The organism is Pseudomonas putida (assembly GCF_002025705.1).
GTDB lineage: Bacteria > Pseudomonadota > Gammaproteobacteria > Pseudomonadales > Pseudomonadaceae > Aquipseudomonas > Aquipseudomonas putida_J.
In genome coordinates this window covers 1674832-1693436 of record NZ_CP018846.1, presented here as the reverse complement: position 1 = coordinate 1693436, position 18605 = coordinate 1674832, and the positions used below count along the sequence as shown (strand labels likewise).

The 18605-nt window shown below is 62.7% G+C and carries 16 protein-coding genes; 11 read left to right on the top strand and 5 right to left on the bottom strand.

Features of this window, described 5'->3' with window-relative positions:
* Positions 1–7 precede the first annotated feature (7 nt).
* Positions 8–631, bottom strand: coding sequence for an outer membrane lipoprotein chaperone LolA (gene lolA, locus BUQ73_RS07695; RefSeq protein ID WP_027919733.1), 624 nt, complete (start codon positions 629–631; stop codon positions 8–10).
* Between the two features lie 62 nt (positions 632–693).
* Positions 694–3276 carry a DNA translocase FtsK gene (locus BUQ73_RS07690; protein WP_416171820.1) on the bottom strand — a complete coding sequence of 861 codons (2583 nt, stop codon included), beginning with the start codon at positions 3274–3276 and terminating at the stop codon, positions 694–696.
* Between the two features lie 302 nt (positions 3277–3578).
* Between BUQ73_RS07690 and aat the strand changes: the two genes are divergently transcribed.
* The 3 genes from aat to infA all read left to right on the top strand — a co-directional run bounded on the left by aat (position 3579) and on the right by infA (position 5342).
* Positions 3579–4259 (top strand): leucyl/phenylalanyl-tRNA--protein transferase, encoded by a 681-nt coding sequence (aat, locus tag BUQ73_RS07685; RefSeq protein ID WP_079227297.1) that lies wholly within the window; start codon positions 3579–3581, stop codon positions 4257–4259.
* A gap of 55 nt (positions 4260–4314) precedes the next feature.
* Positions 4315–5022, top strand: coding sequence for an arginyltransferase (locus tag BUQ73_RS07680; protein WP_079227296.1), 708 nt, complete (start codon positions 4315–4317; stop codon positions 5020–5022).
* Between the two features lie 101 nt (positions 5023–5123).
* Positions 5124–5342, top strand: a complete 219-nt coding sequence (gene infA / locus BUQ73_RS07675; protein ID WP_002553999.1) for a translation initiation factor IF-1 — start codon at positions 5124–5126, stop codon at positions 5340–5342.
* A 144-nt stretch (positions 5343–5486) separates the two neighbouring features.
* Here the strand turns inward: infA and clpA are convergent, their stop codons facing one another.
* Positions 5487–7757, bottom strand: coding sequence for an ATP-dependent Clp protease ATP-binding subunit ClpA (clpA, locus tag BUQ73_RS07670; protein ID WP_079227295.1), 2271 nt, complete (start codon positions 7755–7757; stop codon positions 5487–5489).
* Between the two features lie 30 nt (positions 7758–7787).
* Positions 7788–8150, bottom strand: a complete 363-nt coding sequence (gene clpS, locus BUQ73_RS07665; protein WP_003251220.1) for an ATP-dependent Clp protease adapter ClpS — start codon at positions 8148–8150, stop codon at positions 7788–7790.
* A gap of 230 nt (positions 8151–8380) precedes the next feature.
* On the opposite strand from clpS, the gene cspD reads away from it, so the two are divergent.
* Entirely contained in the window at positions 8381–8647 is a 267-nt protein-coding gene (gene cspD, locus BUQ73_RS07660) for a cold shock domain-containing protein CspD (protein ID WP_027919728.1), read from the top strand.
* A 74-nt stretch (positions 8648–8721) separates the two neighbouring features.
* On the opposite strand, the gene icd is transcribed toward cspD, so the two are convergent.
* Complete coding sequence (gene icd, locus BUQ73_RS07655) at positions 8722–9978, bottom strand: NADP-dependent isocitrate dehydrogenase (RefSeq protein ID WP_079227294.1); 1257 nt, start codon at positions 9976–9978, stop codon at positions 8722–8724.
* Between the two features lie 413 nt (positions 9979–10391).
* Between icd and BUQ73_RS07650 the strand changes: the two genes are divergently transcribed.
* The 7 genes from BUQ73_RS07650 to BUQ73_RS07620 all read left to right on the top strand — a co-directional run bounded on the left by BUQ73_RS07650 (position 10392) and on the right by BUQ73_RS07620 (position 18386).
* Complete coding sequence (locus BUQ73_RS07650) at positions 10392–12617, top strand: NADP-dependent isocitrate dehydrogenase (RefSeq protein WP_079227293.1); 2226 nt, start codon at positions 10392–10394, stop codon at positions 12615–12617.
* A gap of 221 nt (positions 12618–12838) precedes the next feature.
* Positions 12839–13279, top strand: coding sequence for an NUDIX hydrolase (locus tag BUQ73_RS07645; RefSeq protein WP_060485527.1), 441 nt, complete (start codon positions 12839–12841; stop codon positions 13277–13279).
* A gap of 59 nt (positions 13280–13338) precedes the next feature.
* Complete coding sequence (mnmA, locus tag BUQ73_RS07640; RefSeq protein ID WP_027919724.1) at positions 13339–14463, top strand: tRNA 2-thiouridine(34) synthase MnmA; 1125 nt, start codon at positions 13339–13341, stop codon at positions 14461–14463.
* Positions 14460–15086 (top strand): high frequency lysogenization protein HflD, encoded by a 627-nt coding sequence (hflD, locus tag BUQ73_RS07635; protein WP_027919723.1) that lies wholly within the window; start codon positions 14460–14462, stop codon positions 15084–15086. The genes mnmA and hflD overlap by 4 nt, the downstream gene beginning before the upstream one ends.
* 260 nt (positions 15087–15346) lie before the next feature.
* Positions 15347–16717 carry an adenylosuccinate lyase gene (gene purB, locus BUQ73_RS07630; protein ID WP_033696417.1) on the top strand — a complete coding sequence of 457 codons (1371 nt, stop codon included), beginning with the start codon at positions 15347–15349 and terminating at the stop codon, positions 16715–16717.
* Between the two features lie 81 nt (positions 16718–16798).
* Positions 16799–17965, top strand: coding sequence for a cupin domain-containing protein (locus BUQ73_RS07625; protein WP_060485528.1), 1167 nt, complete (start codon positions 16799–16801; stop codon positions 17963–17965).
* On the top strand, positions 17958–18386 hold the full coding sequence (locus BUQ73_RS07620; RefSeq protein WP_027919720.1) for a GNAT family N-acetyltransferase: 429 nt from the start codon (positions 17958–17960) through the stop codon (positions 18384–18386). The genes BUQ73_RS07625 and BUQ73_RS07620 overlap by 8 nt, the downstream gene beginning before the upstream one ends.
* Positions 18387–18605 lie beyond the last annotated feature (219 nt).

The window sequence follows — 18605 nt, the reverse complement described above, 5'->3', positions numbered from 1 at the left end:
GCTCTGCTTACTCCTTGATGACGTCGGCGCCCTTGGGGATGTCGAACTTGAACTGGCTGTCCGGCACCGCCTGGTTGGCCTTGACGCCATTGAACAGGATGTTGGTGCGCTGGCCGACACTGTCGACCAGCTGCATGTCATTGATCAGGCCCCTGCGGAACGACACGCGCAGCGAGTCGAACAAGGTGTCCTTGGTCTTGGGCTTGAGGGTGAAGTCCATCACCTCGCCCTGCTCCTTGGAGGTGATGTCGAAGCTCTGGCTGATCTTCGACACGTCACCGGACAGCAGCAGTGCCGGGGTCTGGTTCAGGCGCTGGTCAAGCTTCTTGATGGTCGCCTGCTCCAGGTCCGGGTCCCACAGGGTGACGTTCTTGCCATCGGACACCACCACCTGCTCCTGCGGCGCATTGGTGTGCCAGTAGAACAGGCCTGGGCGCTTAACGGTCATCTTGCCGGACGTTTCCTGCAGGCTGGTGCCGCCGGCGTCCAGGGTCAGCTGGGAGAAGTTGGCCTCGATGGTCTGGGACTTTTCCAACAGCTGGGTCAGGCGTTGTACGTCTTGCTCACCGGCATAAGCAGTAACCGAGCCCAGGGTCAGGGCAGAAACCAACAGCATGCGAATCGCGCGCATGGGAATCCTCATTGAGCATTGAAAAGGCCGGGCGCCACCGTTGGTGCCCGGCAAGGTGTTCTTCAGTCGCGCGGGCCACCCGGGGCAATCACTTCCCGCGAGCCGTTGCTGTTCATCGGGGTGACCACGCCGGCCATTTCCATCGACTCGATCATCCGCGCAGCGCGGTTGTAGCCGATCTTCAGCTTGCGCTGCACGGCCGAGATGGAAGCACGGCGGCTTTCCAGCACGAACTGCACGGCCTCATCATACAGGGCATCGGTTTCGGCATCGTCACCATCGCCACCGCCACCGCCGCCATCAAAGCCGCTACCGGCCTCTTCGACGCCGTTGAGGATGTCGTCGTTGTAGTCCGGTGCGCCACGCAGCTTCCAGGCCTCGACCGTGCGGTGCACTTCATCGTCGGAGACGAACGCACCGTGCACACGGATCGGCAGGCTGGTGCCCGGTGGCATGTACAGCATGTCACCATGGCCAAGCAGCTGTTCGGCGCCGCCCTGGTCGATGATGGTCCGCGAGTCGATCTTGCTCGACACCTGGAACGCCATGCGGGTCGGGATGTTGGCCTTGATCAGGCCGGTGATCACGTCCACCGACGGGCGCTGGGTAGCGAGGATCAAGTGAATACCGGCGGCCCGCGCCTTCTGGGCGATACGGGCGATCAGCTCTTCGACCTTCTTGCCGACGATCATCATCATGTCGGCGAATTCGTCGACCACCACGACGATGGTCGGCAGGGTCTTCAGCGCAGGCGGCTCATCATCCATGCTTTCGCGGCGGTACAGCGGGTCATGGATGATCTCGCCGGCTTCCTGGGCGTCCTTGACCTTGCGGTTGAAGCCGGCCAGGTTACGCACGCCCATGGCCGCCATCAGCTTGTAGCGCCGCTCCATCTCGGCCACGCTCCAGCGCAGGGCGTTGGCGGCGTCCTTCATGTCGGTGACCACCGGGCACAGCAGGTGCGGGATGCCTTCGTAGATCGACAGTTCGAGCATTTTCGGGTCGATCATGATCAGCCGCGCGTCTTCCGGGCTGGACTTGAACAGGATCGACAGGATCATCGCGTTCACACCTACCGACTTACCGGAACCGGTAGTACCGGCCACCAGCAGGTGCGGCATCTTGGCCAGGTCGGTGATCACCGGCTTGCCGCCAATGTCGTGGCCCAGGGCCAGGGTGACCGGCGATTTCTGCTCGTCGTACTGCGGCGTGGCGAGCACTTCCGAGAAGCGCACCATCTGCCGGTTTTCGTTGGGGATCTCGATACCTACGGTGGTCTTGCCGGGGATCACTTCGACCACCCGCACACTGGTCACTGCCAGCGAACGCGCCAGGTCCTTGGCCAGGTTGGCGATACGGCTGACCTTGACGCCAGCGGCCGGCTGGATTTCGTAACGGGTAATCACCGGGCCCGGGTGGATGGAGTCCACCGAGACTTCAACGCCGAATTCCTTGAGCTTGATTTCCAGCAACTGGCCGACCCCGGCCAGGGACTCTGGCGAGTACTCGATCTTCTTCTGCTCGGCCGGATCGAGGATGGAAATCGACGGCAAGGTGCCTTCCACGGCGCTGTCGACGAACAGCGGCGCCTGTTTTTCCTTCATCACTCGCTTGCTCGGCTCCGGCGCACGCTCTGCGGCCGGTGGCACGATGGTCGGCACCGCTGCGGGTTGCTGGCGGGGGACCACAGGCTCACGCGGCACTACAGGCTCGCGGGCGAGGGTCGGCTCGCGAGGCACTACCGGCTCACGGGCAGGCTCACGGGCAAGGGTAGGCTCACGGGGTTCGGCGGGCTGGGCCGGTGCTTCTTCGCGCTTGAAAATGCGCTCGCGCAGCGCCGGTTTGGCCGGCTCGCGCTTGTCGGTGGCCTTCGGCCCCAGGTCGAAGGCCGGCTCGTCAACTTCACGCAGTTGCGCTTCCAGGCGTTTGCGCTCGTTGCGCGCTTCCCACCAGCGGCTGGCCGCGCCCTGCACCAGCTCGAACAGGTCGAGGGTGATCTTGCCGGTCATGTCCATCACCTTGAACCACGACAGGTCGGTGAATACCGTCAGGCCGAACAGGAACAGGGCAATGAACATCAGCGTGCTGCCCTGCACGTTCAGCAGGTTGCGCGCCAGGTCGCCAAGGCTTTCGCCCAGCGCACCACCCGCGGAAAACGGCAGGCTCGCCGGCGGGTGGAAGTGGATATGCGCCAGGGCCGCGCCCGACAGCACCAGGAACACCAGGCCGATGAGGCGCCAGGAGAACAGCCAGCCGCTCCACTGCCACGGCTGGTGGCGTTCGCGGAAGATCTGCCAGGTCTTGATCGCCAGCAGCAGCGGGAAGATGTAGGCGAAATAGCCCAGCACCATGAACAGGATGTCGGCGAAGTACGCGCCGGCACGCCCGGCGGCATTCTGCACCTGGTCGATGTTGCTGGTGTGGCTGAAGCCTGGGTCCGACGTGTCGTAGGTCAGCAGTGCCATCCACAGGTACAGGCACAGGGCGCCGACAGCGATCAACGCACCTTCCTTGAGGCGGTAATGCAGCTGCTGTCGCCACAGGGGCACAGGCAAAGGAGCTGGAGTTGCGGTGGATTTCTTCAAAACGCGTCTATTCCTGCGCGTGCTGCGCGTCCAGTAGTGATCGGCCGGCGTCTGGCCAATGAACCACTACTTTTAACATTACTGCCCGCCAGCCGCCATGACGGCGCGCCGTATGGAGCTTGAGTGGGGGCGACTTTCGTATAGGTGCAATTTGAGCACGCATTTTCTTTTGTGACAAAGGCTTATGCTGTGTTTTTGCACAGGTGTGACAGCAAATGTAGCGGATGGTGCCTATGGTTTCATGAATGTGTAGGAAATTGCCTATTCTGCTGCCCGCCAATTGCTTCTGACCCTGCCAGCATTGACCCCGCAAGCCCTGCGCGCCATGCTGCCCTCTCCCCTCCCCCACCGCACGATAGACCATGCTCACCTGGCTGACCCGCGACTCGCTGACCTTCCCGCCCCTGGAAAAGGCCCTGCACGACCCCAACGGCCTGCTCGCCGCTGGCGGCGACCTGAGCCCCGAGCGCCTGGAGCAAGCCTACCGGCATGGCTGCTTCCCCTGGTACCAGGACGGCCAGCCGATCCTTTGGTGGTCACCCGACCCGCGCACGGTGCTGCTCCCGGACGAGCTGCATGTCTCACGCTCGCTGGCCAAGCTGATGCGCCAGGGCCGCTACCAGGTCACCTTCGACAGTGACTTCCCCGCAGTGATCGCCGCCTGCGCGGCCCCGCGCGACTATGCCGACGGCACCTGGATCACCGATACCATGCGCGATGCCTACTGCGAGCTGCACCGCCGCGGCATCGCCCATTCGGTGGAAGTGCGCGAGGGCGGCGAGCTGGTCGGCGGCCTGTACGGCCTGGCCATCGGCCAGCTGTTCTTTGGTGAATCGATGTTCAGCCGCGCCGACAACGCCTCCAAGGTCGGCTTCGTGACGCTGGTCGAGCATCTGCGCCAAGCCGGCTTCGTGCTGATCGACTGCCAGATGCCGACCAACCACCTGCACAGCCTTGGGGCCCGCGCCATCAGCCGCGCCAGCTTCGCCGACTACCTGGCGCGCCACCTCGATCAGCCCAACAGTGCCACCTGGGTTCGCTAGGCGAGTTCTGCGAGCTGGCTTACACTTAAAGCAAAGTCTCACCGAGGGGTTGATCATGACAGAGTTGGCGCGGTTGAAGTTCTATGCCACTCAGCCCCACTCCTGCAGCTACCTGCCGGACGAACAGGCCACCACGCTGTTCCTCGACCCCAGCCAGCCGATGGACGTGCAGGTGTATGCCGACCTGTCGGAAATGGGCTTTCGCCGCAGTGGCGACCACCTGTACCGCCCGCATTGCCAGAACTGCAATGCCTGCGTGCCGGCGCGCATCCCCGCCGCGCGCTTCATTCCCAACCGCCAGCAGCGGCGCATCCTCAAGCGCAACGCTGACCTGACCGTGACGGCCGCTCGCCCGGCGTTCAAGGAAGAATATTTCGACCTGTATCGGCGCTACATCGAGACCCGCCACGCCGATGGCGACATGTACCCGCCGAGCCGCGACCAGTTCTCCACCTTCCTGGTCCGCGACCTGCCGTTCTGCTGGTTCTACGAGTTCCGCCTGGAAGGCCGCCTGCTGGCGGTTGCAGTATGCGACCTGCTGCCCAACGGCCTGTCGGCGGTATACACCTTCTACGAGCCCGACGAAGAACGGCGCAGCCTGGGGCGTTTTGCCATTCTCTGGCAGATCACCGAAGCCCTGCGCCAGGACCTGGAGGCGGTCTACCTGGGTTACTGGATAAAGAACTGCAAGAAGATGAACTACAAGACGCAGTATCGACCTATCGAGTTGTTGATTAACCAGCGCTGGGTCACCCTCAACTGAAAGCATTGGCTTGACACGCAGTTTTCCGGCATAATCCACGCCACTTTTTTGCCCGGTGCGGTTATGCGTCGGGCCAACACTGGATCCGAGGGCTCTACTGCATGTCGAAAGAAGACAGCTTCGAAATGGAAGGTACTGTCGTCGACACCCTGCCCAACACCATGTTCCGCGTGGAGTTGGAAAACGGGCACGTCGTAACCGCGCACATCTCCGGAAAGATGCGCAAGAACTACATCCGTATTCTCACTGGCGACAAGGTCCGCGTCGAGCTGACGCCTTACGACCTGAGCAAGGGCCGCATCACCTACCGCGCGCGCTAAGCTCCAGCCATGAAAAAGCCCGGCATGTGCCGGGCTTTTTTGTGCCTGCTGAAACCGCATCGCGGCTAAAGCCGCTCCTACAGGGAAACACAATTCCCTGTAGGAGCGGCTTTAGCCGCGATGGGCCGCAAAGCGGCCCCACTATCAAGCCACCTCAGCCGTGGTCTCGAAGTCGAACACCAGTTCGCCATCGCGCAGGTCGACATGCACCACACCACCGTGCTCGGCCAGCTCGCCAAACAGGATCTCCTCGGCCAACGGCCGCTTGATCTTGTCCTGGATAAGCCGGGCCATCGGCCGTGCGCCCATCTGCACGTCGTAGCCGGAAACCGCCAACCAACCGCGGGCGGCATCGCTGACTTCCAGCAGCACACGCTTGTCCTCCAGCTGCGCCTGCAGTTCGATGAGGAACTTGTCGACGATGCTCTTGATCGTCTCGGTGCTCAGGCGGCCAAACTGGATAATGGTGTCCAGACGGTTGCGGAACTCCGGCGTGAAGCTTTTGCGGATGACTTCCATGGCATCGGACGCGTGGTCCTGATGGGTGAAGCCGATCGAGGCCCGCGCGGCGGTTTCAGCACCGGCGTTGGTGGTCATGATCAGGATCACGTTGCGGAAGTCGGCCTTGCGCCCGTTGTTGTCGGTCAGGGTACCGTGGTCCATCACCTGCAGCAGCAGGTTGAAGACTTCCGGGTGGGCCTTCTCGATTTCATCGAGCAGCAGTACGCAGTGCGGTTGCTTGGTGATCGCTTCGGTCAGCAAACCGCCCTGGTCGAAACCAACATAGCCAGGAGGCGCACCGATCAGGCGCGATACGGTGTGGCGCTCCATGTACTCGGACATGTCGAAGCGCACCAGCTCTACGCCCAGCGCCTTGGCCAGCTGCCGCGCAGCCTCGGTCTTGCCCACACCGGTCGGGCCGGCGAACAGGAAAGAGCCGACCGGCTTGTCCGGTGATTTGAGGCCGGCCCGGGACAGCTTGATGGCGGTGGCCAGCGAATCAATGGCCTGATCCTGGCCGAACACGGTCAGCTTCAGGTCACGCTCGAGGTTGCGCAGCAGTTCCTTGTCGGAACTGGTGACATGCTTCGGCGGAATGCGCGCGATCTTGGCGACAATGTCCTCGACCTGGGGCACATCGATGCGCTTGACCCGGTTCGCTTCAGGCTGCAGGCGCTGATAGGCACCCGCCTCGTCGATCACATCGATGGCCTTGTCCGGCATGTGCCGGTCATTGATGTAACGTGAGGCCAGTTCGGCGGCGGCGCGCAGGGCTTCGTCGCTGTACTCGATGTTGTGGTGGCTCTCGAAGCGGCCTTTCAGGCCACGCAGGATGCCCACGGTGTCTTCGACCGAAGGCTCGCTGACATCGACCTTCTGGAAGCGCCGCGCCAAGGCACGGTCTTTCTCGAAGATGCCGCGGAACTCCTGGAAGGTGGTCGAACCGATGCAACGGATTTCACCGGAGGACAGCAGCGGCTTGAGCAGGTTGGACGCATCCATCACCCCACCCGACGCCGCACCGGCTCCGATGATGGTGTGGATTTCATCGATGAACAGAATCGCTTGCGGGCGCTTCTTCAGCTCACCGAGCAGCGCCTTGAAGCGCTTTTCGAAATCACCGCGGTACTTGGTACCGGCCAGCAGCGCACCGAGGTCCAGCGAGTAGACCACGCTCTGCGCCAGCAGATCAGGCACCTGGCCGTCGACGATACGCTTGGCCAGGCCTTCGGCGATGGCGGTCTTGCCGACGCCAGCCTCACCGACCAGCAGCGGGTTGTTCTTGCGACGGCGGGCCAGAATCTGCGCCACACGCTCGACTTCCTGCTCGCGACCCACCAGCGGGTCGATACGCCCGGCACGGGCCAGTTCGTTCAGGTTGCTGGCGTAGGCATCCAGCGGGTTGCTCGAAGAGGAGGTTTCGCCACCCTCTTCGTCCTGCATTTCCTGGTCGCTTTCGGCATGCGAACCATGGCCCGGCACCTTGGAGATGCCGTGGGCGATGTAGTTGACCACGTCGATACGGGCCACGCTCTGCTGCTTGAGCAGGAACACGGCCTGGCTTTCCTGTTCGCTGAAGATCGCCACCAGCACATTGGCACCGGTGACTTCGCGCTTGCCGGAACTCTGCACGTGGAACACGGCACGCTGCAGCACACGCTGGAAGCCCAGGGTCGGCTGGGTTTCGCGGTCTTCGTCGTTGACGGGGATCAGGGGTGTAGTGGAGTCGATGAACTCTTGCAGGTCGTGCTTGAGTTTGTCGAGATTGGCGCCACAGGCGCGCAGAACGGTCGCAGCAGCCTCATTGTCAAGGAGTGCCAGCAGCAGATGTTCGACGGTCATGAATTCATGACGTTTCGAACGGGCCTCCTTGAAGGCAAGATTGAGGGTGACTTCGAGCTCGCGGTTTAACATAGCTTCACCTCATACCCAAGTGGTCGGCGATTAACCGTCCTTCTCGATTTCACAGAGTAGCGGATGCTGGCTTTCCCTGGCGTATTGGTTGACCTGCATGGCCTTTGTTTCGGCGATGTCACGGGTAAACAATCCGCACACTGCCCGCCCCTCGGTATGGACGGTCAGCATGATCTTGGTCGCCAGCTCGCGGTTCAGACTGAAGAACGTTTCGAGCACTTCGACGACGAAATCCATCGGCGTGTAGTCATCGTTGAACAAAACCACCTTGTACATCGGTGGCGCCTGCAGGATCGGCTTGGCTTCCTGTACCGCAAGCCCTGAGCCGTCGTCCTCATTCGATTGCGGGCGATCCTGATTGAATGTTAGTCGAATCTCACTGGGTGCATGCATGGAAAGAAATTCATCATGATCGACAGGTTAAGGTTGTGGGTTGACTGCATTTGCGGCCGCTGGCGCACGCGCCACCTGACCTTGACTATCGGCAAAACGGTGTTACAACCAATAAGAACCCACCGTGGTCGATAAAGATCCGCGCAGTCAACCAGATTTTTCGCATGGTTCGTATGCGGATGAAGTGGATGATACTCCAGTGATGGAGTCCTTTGCAGAGGGACATAGGGATGGCAAGCGGTAAAGTCAAGTGGTTCAACAATGCCAAGGGCTACGGATTCATCAACGAAGAGGGTAAAACCGACGATCTGTTCGCGCACTATTCCGCGATCCAGATGGACGGCTACAAGACTCTCAAGGCAGGCCAGTCCGTGGAATTCGAGATCATCCAGGGCCCCAAAGGCCTGCATGCGATCAAGATAATGGACGCCGCAACAGCTGCGGCATCAGCCGCCAACGCTGTAGGCCAGTCCGAGGGTGAAACCGCACAAGCCTGACCACCCCTGCTCTCTGCCGGTATACGAAAAAGCCGGCCGCTTCCTTGTCTGGAAGCGGCCGGTTTTCAATTGTCTTACATATGCTTGATCATTTCATCGCCAAAGCCTGAGCTGCCCACCAGCTTGGCACCGTCCATCAGCCGCTCGAAGTCATAGGTCACGGTCTTGGCCGCAATCGCGCCATTGGTGCCCTTGATGATCAGGTCGGCCGCCTCGGTCCAGCCCATGTGGCGCAGCATCATTTCCGCCGAAAGAATCACCGAACCCGGGTTGACCTTGTCCTGCCCGGCATACTTCGGCGCGGTGCCGTGGGTGGCCTCGAACATGGCCACGGTGTCGGACAGGTTGGCGCCCGGCGCGATGCCGATGCCGCCCACTTCCGCCGCCAGGGCGTCGGACAGGTAGTCACCGTTGAGGTTGAGCGTGGCGATCACGTCGTACTCGGCCGGGCGCAGCAGGATCTGCTGGAGCATGGCGTCGGCGATGGCGTCCTTGACGATCACCTCGCGGCCGCTCTTGGGGTTCTTGAACTTCATCCACGGGCCGCCATCGAGCAGTTCGGCGCCGAACTCGTCACGGGCCACTTCATAGCCCCAGTCCTTGAAAGCACCCTCGGTGAATTTCATGATGTTGCCCTTGTGCACCAGGGTCAGCGACTCGCGGTCGTTGTCCACCACGTACTGCAGCGCCTTGCGCACCAGGCGCTTGGTGCCTTCTTTCGAAACCGGCTTGACGCCGATGCCGCAGTCCTGGTCGAAGCGGATCTTGGTGACGCCCATTTCCTCCTTGAGGAACTTGATCACCTTGTTAGCTTCTGGCGAGCCGGCCTTCCACTCGATACCGGCATAGATGTCCTCGGAGTTCTCACGGAAGATCACCATGTCGACGTCGCCGGGCTTCTTCACCGGGCTTGGCACGCCCTCGAACCACAGCACCGGGCGCAGGCATACATACAGGTCGAGCTGCTGGCGCAGGGCCACGTTGAGCGAGCGGATACCACCGCCGACCGGGGTGGTCAACGGGCCTTTGATCGAAACCACGTAGTCTTTGACCGCATCCAGGGTTTCTTGGGGCAGCCAGGTGTCCTGGTCGTACACCTGGGTAGCCTTCTCGCCGGCATACACTTCCATCCAGGCGATCTTGCGCTTGCCGCCGTAGGCCTTCTGCACAGCGGCATCGACCACCTTGATCATCACCGGTGAAACATCGACGCCAATCCCGTCGCCTTCGATATAAGGAATGATCGGGTTGTCAGGAACGTTGAGCGAATGGTCTGCATTGACGGTGATCTTGGCGCCGTCGGTCGGAACCTTGATTTTCTGGTATCCCATGCTTGCACTACTCCGCTGTCGGGTGTGATTGGACATCCTGCGATCCAATGAGCCTAAACCACATCTGTCGACCTGCAAGCGGTGCGGCAATCCACCACATTGCCCCTACGTCTTTGGTCTTATAAATGGCGCCGATGTCACTTCGCCTTGCTGAATAGCCCGAATGGTTTGGTATACTCCGCCGCGACCGAAGGGTCATCGGGGCGAATCCCAGGAAAATGCGGACCGCCCTTGGCCATGAATGGCCGAAAAGCCTGGGTTGTTACCGCAGCTCAGCATTGACGCTCGACTGATGCATCCACCATCACAGCTCGCAGCCTCTCGACTTTCCGCTCATGGCGTTGCCAGGGCGATGCGCCTACCCTGCGCAACACGAGACTCGAGCACGCTCAGCACACAGAGAGTTAACCCGCATGCCCACCCGTTCCAAGATCATCTATACCTTCACCGACGAAGCCCCCGCCCTCGCCACCTACTCGCTGCTGCCGATCGTCGAAGCCTTCACCGCTTCGGCTGACATCGCCGTCGAAACTCGCGACATCTCCCTGGCTGGCCGTATCCTTGCCGCCTTCCCGGAGCAACTGGGCGCAGAGAAGCAAGTAGGCGATCACCTGGCGGAACTGGGCCAGCTGGCTACCACCCCTGAAGCCAACATCATCAAGCTGCCGAACATCAGCGCCTCGGTACCGCAGCTCAAGGCCGCGATCAAGGAACTGCAAGGCAAAGGCTTCAACATCCCTGACTACGCCGACGAGCCGTCCACCGAGGCCGAGAAAGAATCCCGCGCCCGCTACGACCGCATCAAGGGCTCCGCCGTGAACCCGGTGCTGCGCGAAGGCAACTCCGACCGCCGCGCGCCACTGTCGGTCAAGAACTACGCCCGCAAGCACCCGCACAAGATGGGCGCCTGGGCCGCCGACTCGCAGTCGCACGTTGCCCACATGAACAACGGCGACTTCTACGGCAGCGAAAAAGCCGCGCTGATCGAGGCTGACGACAGCCTGCGCATCGAGCTGGTCGGCAAAGATGGCAGCACCACCGTGCTGAAAGCCAAGACCGCCGTAAAAGCCGCCGAAATCGTCGACTGCGCCACCATGAGCCGCAAGGCCCTGAAAGCCTTCATCGCCGAGCAGATCGCCGATGCCAAGGCCTCCGGCGTGCTGCTGTCGGTGCACCTGAAAGCCACCATGATGAAGGTTTCCGACCCAATCATGTTCGGCGTCATCGTCGAAGAGTTCTACAACGACGTACTGGCCAAGCACGCTGCAGCCCTGGCTGAAGTAGGCTTCAACGCCAACAACGGCATCGGCGACCTGTACGCCCGCATCAAGGACCTGCCAGCCGACAAGCAGGCCGAGATCGAAGCCGATATCCAGGCCCTGTACGCCCAGCGTCCAGCCCTGGCCATGGTCAACTCCGACAAGGGCATCACCAACCTGCACGTGCCGAGCGACGTCATCGTCGACGCCTCGATGCCAGCGATGATCCGTGACTCGGGCAAGATGTGGAACACTGCCGGTGAACTGCAGGATGCCAAGGCGATCATCCCGGATCGTTGCTACGCCGGCATCTACCAGGCCACCATCGAAGACTGCAAGGCCAACGGCGCCTTCGACCCGACCACCATGGGCAGCGTGCCAAACGTCGGCCTGATGGCTCAGAAAGCCGAAGAGTACGGCTCCCACGACAAGACCTTCCAGATCCAGGCCGACGGCGTGGTACGCGTGGTCGATGGCCAGGGCAAGGTCGTTCTGGAGCAGAACGTCGAAGCCGGTGACATCTTCCGCATGTGCCAGACCAAAGACGCGCCGATCCAGGACTGGGTCAAGCTGGCCGTCAACCGTGCCCGCCTGAGCAACACCCCGGCGGTGTTCTGGCTGGACCCGGCCCGCGCCCACGACGGCGTGATGATCGAGAAGGTGCAGAAGTACCTGAAGGATCACGACACCGCTGGCCTGGACATCCGTGTTCTGGCGCCGGTCGACGCCATCAAGTTCTCCCTGGCCCGCATCCGCGAAGGCAAGGACACCATCTCGGTGACCGGCAACGTGCTGCGCGACTACCTGACCGACCTGTTCCCGATCATGGAACTGGGCACCAGCGCCAAGATGCTGTCGATCGTGCCGCTGATGAACGGCGGTGGCCTGTTCGAGACCGGCGCCGGCGGTTCGGCACCGAAGCACGTGCAGCAGCTGGTTGAAGAGAACTTCCTGCGTTGGGACTCGCTGGGTGAATTCCTGGCCCTGGCCGCTTCCCTGGAGCACCTGGGCAACACCTACGACAACCCGCGCGCCAAGGTCCTGGCCAACACCCTGGACCAGGCCACCGGCAAGTTCCTCGACACCAACAAGTCGCCTTCGCGCAAAGTCGGTGGTATCGACAACCGCGGTAGCCACTTCTACCTGACCCTGTACTGGGCCCAGGCCCTGGCTGCCCAGAGCGACGATGCCGCCCTGCAGGCACGCTTCGCCCCACTGGCCAAGACCCTGAGCGAGAACGAGGAGACCATCGTCGCCGAGCTCAACGCCGTTCAGGGCAAGCCAGCCGACATCGGTGGCTACTACGCCCCGGATGCCGCGCTGACCGCCAAGGTGATGCGCCCAAGCCAGACCCTGAACAGCGCCATTGCCGCCCTGTAAGGTTCGCTTGAAGTAACAGCACAAACCCCGGCCACGCACCGGGGTTTGTGCTTTCTGTAGAGCAGATACGGGCATTTGCAGGAGCGGCCTTGTGTCGCGAAAGGGCCGCAACGCGACCCCGGCAATTTCCGCTACGAAGCTGGAAACCTGGGGCCGCTTCGCAGCCCTTTCGCGACACAAGGCCGCTCCTACAAGGCCCGCGCCAACCGTAGGAATCGCACATGACCTGGCAACCCCACATCACCGTCGCCACCATTGTCGAACACGAAGGCAAGTTCCTTTTCGTCGAGGAATTCAAAGCCGGCCAGCACGTCTTCAACCAGCCCGCCGGCCACCTCGAACCCAACGAAACCCTGCCCCAGGCCGCCCTGCGCGAAACCCTCGAGGAAACCGCCTGGGAAGTCGAACTCACCGGCGTGGTCGGCATCTACCTGTACACCGCCCCAAGCAACGGCGTGACCTACCAGCGCATCTGCTTCGCCGCCCGCCCCGTGCGCCAGCATGCCGACCTGGCCCTGGACAGCGACATCGTCCGCGCCGTGTGGCTGACCCGCGACGAACTGCTGGCCGACCCCGCCCGCTGGCGCAGCGAGCTGGTGCCACGCTGCCTGGACGACTACCTCGCAGGCCCCTTGCACAGCCTCGAACTGCTGCGTGACTGACGCGCCGCGCCGGTTTTGATAGAATCGGCGTTTTTCCCCCTTGATACACACCGGTACCCATGACCAGCCCAGCACTCAAAGACCCCGCCAAGACCCGCGTCATCGTCGGCATGTCCGGCGGCGTGGACTCTTCCGTCTCCGCCCTTCTGCTCATGGAACAGGGCTACCAGGTGGAAGGGCTGTTCATGAAGAACTGGGAAGAAGACGACGGCACCGAATACTGCACCGCCCGTGAAGACCTGGCCGACGCCCAGGCCGTATGCGACCGCATCGGCATCAAGCTGCACACCGCCAACTTCGCCGCCGAGTACTGGGACAACGTGTTCGAGCACTTCCTCGAAGAATACAAGGCCGGCCGCACGCCCAACCCGGACATCCTCTGCAACCGCGAAATCAAGTTCAAGGCGTTCCTCGACTACGCCCTGTCGCTGGGTGCCGACCTGATCGCCACCGGCCACTACGTGCGCCGTCGCGACACCGGCGCGCTTACCGAACTGCTCAAGGGCCTGGACCCGAACAAGGACCAGAGCTACTTCCTGCACGCCGTCGGCGGCAAGGAAATTGCCCGCACCCTGTTCCCGGTCGGCGAACTGGAAAAGCCCGAAGTTCGTGCCATCGCCGAAAAACACGGCCTGGCCACCGCCAAGAAGAAAGATTCCACCGGCATCTGCTTCATCGGCGAGCGCCGCTTCAGCGACTTCCTCAAGCAATACCTGCCAGCCCAGCCTGGCAACATCGAGACCACTGACGGCGAAGTGATCGGCCGCCACCACGGCCTGATGTACCACACCATCGGCCAGCGCCAGGGGCTGGGTATTGGCGGCCTGAAGGACGCCGGTGACGAGCCGTGGTACGTGCTGCACAAGGACCTGACCCGCAACGTGCTGGTGGTCGGCCAGGGCAACGAACACCCTTGGCTGTTCTCCCGCGCCCTGCTCGCCTCGGAAATCTTCTGGGTCAACCCGATCGACCTGAGCAGCCCGCGCCGGCTGACGGCCAAGGTGCGCTACCGCCAAAGCGACCAGCAGTGCACCCTGGAGCTGACCGAGACCGGCTACCGTGCCGTGTTCGACGAGCCGCAGCGCGCCGTGACCCCGGGCCAGTCGGTGGTGTTTTATGACGGCGAGGTGTGCCTGGGCGGCGGCGTGATCGAAACCGCCGAGCCGTGGAGCCCGCGCGCATGAGCAACCTGCAGGAGCAGCTGATTGCCCTGGGCGGCGTGTTCCAGGCCGCCGTGCTGGTCGACCGCATCGCCCGCACTGGTCAGGCCAGCGAAGCCAATATCGGCTGCATGCTCGGCAGCCTGCTGGTACGTGACCCCAAGGACACCCTGGAGGTGTTCGGCGGCGACGACCTCAACCTGCGCGACGGCTATCGTGCCCTGGTCGGCGCCCTGGAGCGCGACCCCAGCAGCCTGCAGCGCGAGCCACTGCGCTACGCCCTGTCGATGCTCGGCCTGGAGCGCCAGCTGAACAAGCGCGGCGACCTGCTCGACACCATCGGCAACCGCCTGCCACAGATCCAGTCCCAGGCCGACCATTTCGGCCTGGTTCACGAAAACGTCATTGCTTCCAGCGGAGCCTTGTACCAGGACACCCTGAGCACTTTGCGCCAGCGCATCCAGGTGCATGGCGACATGCGCTTCCTGCAGCAGGCCAGCAACGCCTCGAAGATCCGCGCCCTGTTGCTGGCCGGCATCCGCGCCGCGCGCCTGTGGCGCCAGCTGGGCGGGCACCGCTGGCAGCTGGTGTTCAGCCGGCGCAAGCTGCTCAACGAACTGTACGACATGATGCGTTCGCCATCCTGACAGGCGACACCCAACCCTGTGGGAGCGGCCTGTGGGAGCGGCCTTGTGTCGCGAAAGGGCTGCGCAGCAGCCCCCGGCGATCTTGAGCCAGGCTTGAGCCCCCGGGGCCGCGATGCGGCCCTTTCGCGACACAAGGCCGCTCCCACAAAGGCACTACCGCATGCTTTTCAGGGCTGACCTTTGGTCAGCCACCCGACCTGGGCGCAATTTTCATGTATGATATGCGCCCTTCCAAAAGCCTGACTGTCCGAGAACACCCCATGCAGCTTTCTTCGCTCACTGCGGTTTCCCCTGTAGACGGCCGTTACGCCGGCAAAACCCAGGCCTTGCGCCCCATTTTCAGCGAATTCGGCCTGATCCGTTTCCGCGCCCTGGTCGAAGTGCGCTGGCTGCAGCGCCTGGCCGCCCACCCGCAGATCGGCGAAGTGCCGGCGTTCTCCGCCGAAGCCAATGCCCTGCTGGACAGCCTGGCCACCGACTTCAAGCTCGAGCACGCCGAACGCGTCAAGGAAATCGAGCGCACCACCAACCACGACGTCAAGGCGATCGAATACCTCCTCAAGGAGCAGGCCGCCAAGCTGCCTGAGCTGGCCAAGGTCAGCGAGTTCATCCACTTCGCCTGCACCAGCGAGGACATCAACAACCTGTCCCACGCGCTGATGCTGCGCGCTGGCCGTGACGACGTGCTGCTGCCGCTGATGCGCCAGATCGCCGACGCCATCCGCGCCCTGGCCCACGCCCACGCCGACGTGCCGATGCTGTCGCGCACCCACGGCCAGCCGGCTTCGCCGACTACCCTGGGCAAAGAGCTGGCCAACGTCGTGTACCGCCTGGAGCGCCAGATCGCCCAGGTTGCCGCCGTACCGCTGCTGGGCAAGATCAACGGCGCCGTGGGCAACTACAACGCCCACCTGTCGGCCTACTCGCAGATCGACTGGGAAGCAAACGCCCGCGCCTTCATCGAAGACGAACTGGGCCTGCAGTTCAACCCGTACACCACCCAGATCGAACCGCACGACTACATCGCCGAGCTGTTCGACGCGATCGCCCGTTTCAACACCATCCTCATCGACTTCGACCGCGACGTCTGGGGCTACATCTCGCTGGGCTACTTCAAGCAGAAGACCGTGGCCGGCGAAATCGGCTCGTCGACCATGCCGCACAAGGTCAACCCGATCGACTTCGAGAACTCCGAAGGCAACCTGGGCATCGCCAACGCACTGTTCCAGCACCTGGCCAGCAAGCTGCCGATCTCGCGCTGGCAGCGTGACCTGACCGACTCCACCGTGCTGCGCAACCTGGGCGTGGGCTTCGCCCACAGCGTCATCGCCTACGAAGCCAGCCTGAAAGGCATCGGCAAGCTGGAAGTCAACCAGGCCCGCATCGCCGCCGACCTGGACGCCTGCTGGGAAGTGCTCGCAGAGCCGATCCAGACCGTGATGCGCCGCTTCAACATCGAGAACCCCTACGAGAAGCTCAAGGAGTTGACCCGTGGCAAGGGCATCACCCCAGAAGCGCTGCTGACCTTCATCGACGGCCTCGACATGCCTGCCGACGCCAAGGCCGAACTGAAGCTGCTGACCCCTGCTACCTACATCGGTAACGCGGCAGCCCAGGCCAAACGCATCTAAGCTGACCGTCGCGTTCAACGCCCGGCATAGCCGGGCGTTTTTATTCCCGGACGAAAATTACGTTTTTTCAATAGGTTGAACATGAATCCTGATACTCCACTGCAGCTGCTCGGCGGCATCTCGGCCCGCGAATTCATGCGCGACTACTGGCAGAAGAAGCCACTGCTGGTGCGCCAGGCCTTCCCGGACTTCCAAAGCCCGATCGACCCCGACGAACTGGCCGGCCTGGCCCTGGAAGAAGAAGTCGAGTCGCGCATCGTCCTCGAGCACGGCGCCCACCCGTGGGAGCTGCGCCGCGGCCCGTTCACCGAAGACACCTTCGCCGAGCTGCCGGAGCAGGACTGGACCCTGCTGGTGCAGGCCGTCGACCAGTTCGTCCCGGAAGTTGCCGAACTGCTGGAGCATTTCCGCTTCCTGCCAAGCTGGCGTATCGATGACGTGATGATCAGCTTCGCCACCCCTGGCGGCAGCGTCGGCCCGCATTTCGACAATTACGACGTGTTCCTGCTGCAAGGCCACGGCGAGCGCAACTGGAAGATCGGCCAGATGTGCAACAGCGACAGCCCGCTGCTGGAGCACGCCGACCTGCGCATCCTCGCCGAATTCGAACAGAGCGGCGAATGGACCCTGGAACCGGGCGACATGCTCTACCTGCCACCGCGCCTGGCCCATTACGGCGTCGCCGTGGACAACTGCCTGACCTACTCGGTCGGCTTCCGCGCCCCAAGTGCCGCCGAAGTGCTGACCCACTTCACCGACTTCCTCGGCCAGTTCCTGCCGGAAGAGGAGCGTTACAGCGACGCCGACGCGCAGCCTGCCAGCGACCCGCACCAGATCCAGCACGACGCCCTCGACCGCCTCAAGGCGCTGATCGACAAGCACACCAACGACAAGGACCTGCTGCTGACCTGGTTCGGCCAGTTCATGACCGAGCCGCGCTACCCGGAGCAGGTCACCGGTGAAGAGCTGGACGAGCAAGAGCTGATCGAAGCCCTGGAAGACGGCGCCATCCTGATCCGCAACCCAAGCGCTCGCATGGCCTGGTCCGAGCTCAATGACGACCTGATGCTGTTCGCCAGCGGCCGCAGCTGCCCGCTGCCGGCCAAACTGCGCGAGCTGCTGAAACTGGTGTGCTCGGCCGACGCGTTACACATCGACAACCTTGAGCAGTGGCTGCAGGACGAAGATGGCCTTATGCTCATCCAGCAGTTGATCAAACAAGGGAGCCTGGGATTCGCCAATGAATAAGATCAGCGTTCGCCTCGCCGACTGGCACAAAGACAACGCCGATATCCACCGCATCCGTACCGCCGTGTTTGTCGCCGAACAGCACATTCCGCCGGAACTGGAGTTCGACTCCGAGGACCAGGATGCCGTGCACTTCCTGGCCCTGGAGGGTGACTACCCGATCGGCACCGCACGCCTGCTGACCGATGGCACCATCGGCCGCATCTCGGTGCTCAAGGACTGGCGTGGGCTGAAGGTCGGTGACGCGCTGATGCAGGCGGTCATCGCCGAAGCGCAGAACCGTGACCTCAAGCAGCAGACGCTCAGTGCCCAGGTGCATGCCACGCCGTTCTACGAGCGCCTGGGCTTTCGCGTAGTCAGCGAGGAATTCCTCGAAGCCGGCATCCCGCACGTGGACATGGTGCGCGACTCGCGCGCCTGATCCCAGCTCTTGTGGGAGCGGCCTTGCGTCGCGAAAGGGGCGCGTAGCGGCCCCAAGATCTCTGTGCTGGCACAGATTGCCGGGGCTGCTTCGCAGCCCTTTCGCGACGCAAGGCCGCTCCCACACAGGCACCGCGCAAATTTCAGGCAACAAGAAACCTGTACATCCATCCAGATAAAACTTGCCTCCGCGCCCCCGCTTGCGCATCCTAGTGCCCAT

Coding starts and splice junctions, on each gene's coding strand:
- infA (WP_002553999.1), top strand. CDS start 5,124: ATGTCGAAAGAAGACAGCTTCGAAATGGAAGGTACTGTCGTCGACACC.
- BUQ73_RS07625 (WP_060485528.1), top strand. CDS start 16,799: ATGAATCCTGATACTCCACTGCAGCTGCTCGGCGGCATCTCGGCCCGC.
- clpS (WP_003251220.1), bottom strand. CDS start 8,150: ATGCATGCACCCAGTGAGATTCGACTAACATTCAATCAGGATCGCCCG.
- BUQ73_RS07650 (WP_079227293.1), top strand. CDS start 10,392: ATGCCCACCCGTTCCAAGATCATCTATACCTTCACCGACGAAGCCCCC.
- BUQ73_RS07680 (WP_079227296.1), top strand. CDS start 4,315: ATGACAGAGTTGGCGCGGTTGAAGTTCTATGCCACTCAGCCCCACTCC.
- clpA (WP_079227295.1), bottom strand. CDS start 7,757: ATGTTAAACCGCGAGCTCGAAGTCACCCTCAATCTTGCCTTCAAGGAG.
- mnmA (WP_027919724.1), top strand. CDS start 13,339: ATGACCAGCCCAGCACTCAAAGACCCCGCCAAGACCCGCGTCATCGTC.
- hflD (WP_027919723.1), top strand. CDS start 14,460: ATGAGCAACCTGCAGGAGCAGCTGATTGCCCTGGGCGGCGTGTTCCAG.
- purB (WP_033696417.1), top strand. CDS start 15,347: ATGCAGCTTTCTTCGCTCACTGCGGTTTCCCCTGTAGACGGCCGTTAC.
- BUQ73_RS07620 (WP_027919720.1), top strand. CDS start 17,958: ATGAATAAGATCAGCGTTCGCCTCGCCGACTGGCACAAAGACAACGCC.
- aat (WP_079227297.1), top strand. CDS start 3,579: ATGCTCACCTGGCTGACCCGCGACTCGCTGACCTTCCCGCCCCTGGAA.
- BUQ73_RS07645 (WP_060485527.1), top strand. CDS start 12,839: ATGACCTGGCAACCCCACATCACCGTCGCCACCATTGTCGAACACGAA.
- icd (WP_079227294.1), bottom strand. CDS start 9,978: ATGGGATACCAGAAAATCAAGGTTCCGACCGACGGCGCCAAGATCACC.
- lolA (WP_027919733.1), bottom strand. CDS start 631: ATGCGCGCGATTCGCATGCTGTTGGTTTCTGCCCTGACCCTGGGCTCG.
- cspD (WP_027919728.1), top strand. CDS start 8,381: ATGGCAAGCGGTAAAGTCAAGTGGTTCAACAATGCCAAGGGCTACGGA.